The organism is Sphingopyxis sp. (assembly GCF_035565275.1).
In the GTDB taxonomy this organism is placed as follows: Bacteria; Pseudomonadota; Alphaproteobacteria; order Sphingomonadales; family Sphingomonadaceae; genus Sphingopyxis.
The window spans coordinates 1-5,486 of record NZ_DATMST010000234.1 but is presented as its reverse complement, the minus strand read 5'-3'; the positions used below and the strand labels follow the sequence as shown (position 1 = coordinate 5,486).

5 protein-coding genes and 1 pseudogene are annotated in these 5,486 nt (G+C 64.3%); 4 read left to right on the top strand and 2 right to left on the bottom strand.

Annotated elements, in window-relative coordinates; genetic code table 11:
* A partial coding sequence (locus tag VN047_RS16075; protein WP_325544407.1) for an RsmE family RNA methyltransferase occupies nt 1-558 on the bottom strand: 558 nt, incomplete at its 3' end.
* Nucleotides 559-758: 200 nt separating this feature from the next.
* Between VN047_RS16075 and VN047_RS16070 the strand changes: the two genes are divergently transcribed.
* From VN047_RS16070 to ubiA, 4 genes are all read left to right on the top strand, one after another.
* Nucleotides 759-2,405 carry a TadE/TadG family type IV pilus assembly protein gene (locus VN047_RS16070; RefSeq protein ID WP_325544405.1) on the top strand — a complete coding sequence of 549 codons (1,647 nt, stop codon included), beginning with the start codon at nt 759-761 and terminating at the stop codon, nt 2,403-2,405.
* On the top strand, nt 2,402-2,998 hold the full coding sequence (locus VN047_RS16065) for a TadE/TadG family type IV pilus assembly protein (RefSeq protein WP_325544403.1): 597 nt from the start codon (nt 2,402-2,404) through the stop codon (nt 2,996-2,998). The genes VN047_RS16070 and VN047_RS16065 overlap by 4 nt, the downstream gene beginning before the upstream one ends.
* Nucleotides 2,989-3,654: a hypothetical protein gene (locus VN047_RS16060; protein ID WP_414712723.1), complete on the top strand. Its 666-nt coding sequence runs from the start codon at nt 2,989-2,991 to the stop codon at nt 3,652-3,654. The genes VN047_RS16065 and VN047_RS16060 overlap by 10 nt, the downstream gene beginning before the upstream one ends.
* 70 nt (nt 3,655-3,724) lie before the next feature.
* Nucleotides 3,725-4,633 carry a 4-hydroxybenzoate octaprenyltransferase gene (gene ubiA, locus VN047_RS16055; RefSeq protein WP_325544400.1) on the top strand — a complete coding sequence of 303 codons (909 nt, stop codon included), beginning with the start codon at nt 3,725-3,727 and terminating at the stop codon, nt 4,631-4,633.
* Nucleotides 4,634-4,636: 3 nt separating this feature from the next.
* On the opposite strand, the pseudogene VN047_RS16050 reads toward ubiA, so the two are convergent.
* Nucleotides 4,637-5,486, bottom strand: a pseudogene (locus VN047_RS16050) (chromosome segregation protein); the annotation flags it as partial.

Here is a 5,486-nt window from a genome sequence, read left to right as displayed (position 1 = left end):
CTCGAGCGCGGGCAGCGGCTGGCCGCCGGCTTCGTCGGCGAACAGCAGCGCGCGGTCCGCCGGCCAGCCCTTGAGCAATTGCGGCAGCTTGACCGGTTCGGCGAGTTCGGGAAGCGCGGTGCGTCCGCATTGCTCGCACGCCTCGATAATCTGCGCCGCCAGCCGTTCCTGCCTGATGCGTTCGACGATCGTGCGCTCGGTGATCACGGGCTGCAGACGGCGGACGCCGAGTTCGGTTGCCTTTTCGATGATCCAGTCGAGCCGCGCCTTCTTGACCGGCGCGAAACAGAGCCACAGGTCGGGCACCTCCTCGCGCTCGCGTATCTGTCGTTCGATCCGTATTGCGAGCGACCTTTTGCCGGCATCGGCGACCACCCCCAGCCATTCGCCGCTGACATTGTCGAACAGGAGGATCGGATCGCCTGCCTTCATCCGCATGACGTTGAGCAGGTAATGCGCGGCCGGGCCGTCGATCGCGGGCGCGGCATCGGGCTCCAGCGGCGGGTCGACGAACAGGCGGGGCGTGCTGGCGGGTGGCCAGGCGGGAGTGGCAGGCATGGGGGGGCGATAGCAGAAGGCGGTTCCTCGTGCATCCCATCGCGACAGGGCGCGCTTCTGTCCTGAAACGGGTCAAAACGACGACTCGACGATGGGGAGCGTGGGGCCAATTAGCCATTTGGTAAGCAGTTCCCCCCTAGTGCGGGACGGTCCGCCATGCATCGGGAGCTTTGCGGCGGGTCGAAGAGGGGTTTTTGACCATGGGTGGGACCATATCCAGCCGCCTGCTGGCGGGCGCGAAAAGGTTTCGGCGCGACCAGCGCGGCAATGCCTTCATGCTGACCGCCGCGGCGCTCGTCCCCGTGGTCGGAATCGTCGGATCGGCGGTCGACATCGGCCGCGCCTACATGACCCAATTGCGTCTGCAGCAGGCATGCGATGCCGGCGTCCTTGCCGGCCGCCGCGCGATGGCCGCCGGCAGCTACGGCGCGGACGAGGAAGCCGAAGCGAACAAGATGTTCAATTTCAACTTCCCCGCCAACGTCTATGGATCCGAGAACGCCAGCTTTTCATCCGAGGCGTCCGAGGCGTCAGACGTCGTCGGCACTGCGAGCGTGAGCCTGCCGACCGCGCTCATGTATATTTTCGGCAAAGATCAGTTCAGCCTTTCGGCCGATTGCACGGCAAAGCTCGAAATCTCCAACATCGACGTGATGCTCGTTCTCGACGTGACGGGATCGATGCAGCAAACGAACGAAGGCGATGAGGATAACAAGATAACCGGGCTGAAGGCGGCGGCGAAGTCCTTCTTCACCACCCTGACCAGCGCGGACATCGGCGATGGCCAGCTCCGTTTCGGCGTTGTGCCCTATAGCACCACGGTCAATGTCGGAAAAATCCTCCGCGACGCAGATGCTGCCTGGCTGTCGCAAACCGTGACAGTGCCTTCACGGCGCTGGGGATCGGGGCAGGAAGAAGAATGCGGGTATGAAGGGTCGGGAAAGAACCGAAAATGGGTCTGCCGGATGGTGACGAAGAACCTCTATCATTATGAGGATCGGACTTTCACTGTCGGATCGCCCACGATCGGCTCCTCCGGTACCAGATTGACGTTCGCCACGGGATCAGGCGGGGGGAATGTGAACGCTCGCTGGGGCGGCTGCATAATGGAGCGGCAGACCACGTCCTTCGGTCCCGAAGAGACAGCGCCGCCCGAGGCGTTTGACATGGACATCGACATGGTGCCGACCGACGTCGACGCCACCAAGTGGAAACTGCTCCTTCCCGCCTTCGTTCACGATCGCCGGCAAGTTGCGCCGTATATGTCATCGACGAACTATTCGGCCGTCAGCAGTGTCGCCTGTCCCAATCCGGCGATGAAGTTGACGGTAATGACGAGCGCGGACCAAGAGACTTTCGACGACTATATCGATGATTTGACGACCGGCGGGGGCACCTATCACGATGTCGGCATGGCATGGGGGGCGCGGTTGATTTCGCCGACCGGGCTGTTCGCCGACGATAATGATGCCACCGACGATGGCGAGCCGATCGACCGGCACATTCTTTTCATGACCGACGGCCTGCTGGACACGTCGACCACCCAGCTGACGCACCAGGGGCTGGAACGGTCGATGGTGCGGGTCGGGTCGACCAGCAAGGCGGACTCGGATGCGCGGCACGCCAACCGGTTCCTGCAGCTTTGCCGGGCCGCGCGCGACCGGGGAATCACCGTCTGGGTGGTGTCCTTTGGCCTCACCTCGGAAGAAGAGGGGAGCGAGTCAAACAGGAACCTCAACCAATGTGCGTCGTCGGGTCAGGCTCTCGCGTCGAGCAATACGGCGGAACTGAACAGAAATTTCCAGTCGATCGCCCGGCAAATGTCGAAGCTGAGGCTGGCCCAGTGACGCGCCGGGGCACTCCGCTGCGCCGTCTCGGTGCGGACGAGCGCGGCGTTGCGCTGGTCGAGTTCGCACTGACCGCGCCGGTCTTCCTTCTCCTGTTGATGGGCATTTTCGACTTTTGTTGGCAGATGTATGCGCAGCAGGTGCTGCAGGGGGCGGTCAGTGCCGCGGGCCGCGACGCGACCCTGCAACAATTTGCGATCGACCAGTCCACACTTGACGACCGGGTCGAGGCACAGGTCCTGAACGTGTTCAAGAACGCCGAGGTCAGCTTTACGCGCAAGGCCTATGACCGTTTCGATCAGGTCGGTGTCGAGGAACGCTATACCGACGACAACGGCAACGGAAGCTATGACGAGGGCGAGTGCTTTGACGATTTCAACAAAAATGGCCGCTGGGACGCCGATCGCGGCAACGCGGGCAACGGCGGCGCCGACGACGTGGTCCTCTATACGGCGTCGATGACATTCGATCGCGTCCTGCCGGTGTGGAAAATGCTGGGGCAGTCGCAATCGACGACGCTTTCCTACTCGACGGTTTTGCGCAACCAGCCGTTCGCGGCGGGTAGCGATGCCCCCCCGGACGAATGCCTGTGACGGCCGCTTTCCGCATTGCCCGCCGGGTCCGGATCGCGATTCGCCGTGTTGCGCGCGACGCCCGTGCGGCGGTCATGATCGAAATGGCCTTTGCCATTCCGCTGCTGGCGCTGCTCGGTTGCGGTGGCCTTGAAATTGCCAATCTGACGCTCGTCAATACGCGGATCAGCCAGATCGGGTTGAGCGTCGCCGATAATGCCTCGCGCATCGCGGCGGGAAGCAATCTCGCGTTGCCGCGGGTGCGCGAAGTCGACATCAACGAGGTGTTCGCAGGCGTCGAAAAACAGGGCGAGGGGTTGGGGTTCAGGGAAAATGGCCGCATCATCCTCTCCAGCCTCGAACGGAATGACGACGACGGCCAATGGATCCATTGGCAGCGGTGTTACGGCGATCTGGATATCGATTCGGAATTTGGCCCGGAGGGGACAGGGGAGACCGGAGACGACTTTGCCGGCATGGGGCCGGAGGGCGAGGAGGTGACCGCCCCAGCGGGAACCGCCATAATGTTCGTCGAGGTCACCTATAATTATCGGCCCCTGCTTTATGGCAAATGGCTCGGTGCGCGGACGATCAAGTCGACAGCGGCGTTCAATATCCGCGAGGCGCGGAATCTCACCGGCGGCGTATTCGAACCCGGCACGCCGTCAACCTGCTAAAACCGATCGCGACGCGCGGTTCGAATCAGGATTTATCGTCGCGCCCGCGGCTGCTACACGGCCGCTGCCGATGACTGCCACTCACCCTCCCGACAGCCAGCTCCGTGGTTTCGTGGCCCTGCTTCCGTCCGCGGCGCGACCCTATGCCCTGCTTGCGCGGTTCGACCGGCCGATCGGCTGGTGGCTGCTTTACTGGCCCTGCGCCTGGGCGATCGGGCTGGGCGGCGGGGCGATCAGCCATTGGCCGTTGTTTCTGTGGCTGCTGGTCGGTGCGATCGCGATGCGGGGTGCGGGGTGCGTCTATAACGATATCGTTGACCGGGACCTCGACGCAAAGGTCGCGCGCACCGCGACGCGCCCGATCGCAAGCGGCGCGGTGTCGGTGCGGAACGCGCTGCTCTGGACCTTGCTGCTCTCGCTCGCCGGGCTATTGGTCCTGCTCCAGCTGCCGCGCGGCGCGCAGATCGTTGCGCTCGCCAGCCTGATTCTCGTCGCCGGCTACCCGTTCATGAAACGCATCACCTGGTGGCCGCAGGCATGGCTCGGGCTCGTGTTCAGCTGGGGCGCACTGGTCGCATGGATCGCGGTCGGCGGCACCGACGGGCTCGCGCTGCCTCTGCTCTATGCTGGCTGCGTCGCATGGGTCATCGGATACGACACCATCTACGCGCTTCAGGATATCGAGGACGATATGCTGATCGGTGTGAAATCGAGCGCGCGCGCGATGGGACGCCATGTGAAGGGCGGCGTCGCGCTATGTTATGCGATGGCATTTGCGTGCTGGGGCGGCGCGCTGTGGGCGGTGCGCCCCGATCCTCTGGCGCTCGTCGCGCTGCTTCCCGCGGCGGTGCATCTGACGGGGCAGGTCGTGACGCTCGATCCGGCGAACGGCGAGGATGCGCTCGCGAAGTTTCGCAGCAACCGCTTTGCGGGACTGTTGATCTTTGCGGCGATGCTGGTCGTGGGCATGGCGCCCTGACGCTTATTCGGCCGCGAGCAGTTCCTCGGCGCCGCCAAGGTCGACCGACACGAGGCGTGACACGCCGCGCTCGATCATCGTCACCCCGAACAGGCGGTGCATGCGCGCCATCGTCACCGCATTGTGGGTGACAATCAGATAGCGCGTGTTCGTTTCGCGGCTCATCCGGTCGAGCAGGTCGCAGAAACGTTCGATATTGGCGTCGTCCAATGGCGCGTCGACCTCGTCGAGGACGCAGATCGGCGCGGGATTGGTGAGGAACAGGCCAAAGATCAGCGCGACGGCGGTCAGCGCCTGTTCGCCGCCGGACAGGAGCGTGAGCGTGCCGAGCCTCTTGCCCGGTGGCTGCGCCATGATTTCGAGGCCCGCTTCGAGCGGATCGTCCGAATCGACGAGCTCGAGATGCGCCTGCCCGCCGTTGAACAGGGTCGTGAACAGCCGCTGGAAATGCCCGTTCACCGCTTCGAACGCCGCCAGAAGTCGCACACGCCCCTCGCGGTTCAGATTGCCGATCGACCCGCGCAGGCGGTTGACGGCTTGCGCCAGTTCCTCGATCTCGGCGGCGTTCTTTTCACGCTCGGTATCGAGCTCGGCGAGTTCGTCGGCGGCGACGAGATTGACCGGGCCCAGCCGTTCGCGGTCGGCGATCAGCCGGTCGTGCTGCGCCGATTCGGCGTTCGCATCGCCGACGCCATCGCTTTCGAACCCGACCTTTTGCGGCAGCAATGGCGGCGGGCATTCGAAACGCTCGCCCGACAGACGGCCCATCTCGATACGGCGGAGTTCGGCATTTTCGGATCGCGCGACGGCGCCGGCGCGGGTCTCGCGCGCCGCGGCGACGCGCTCGCGGATC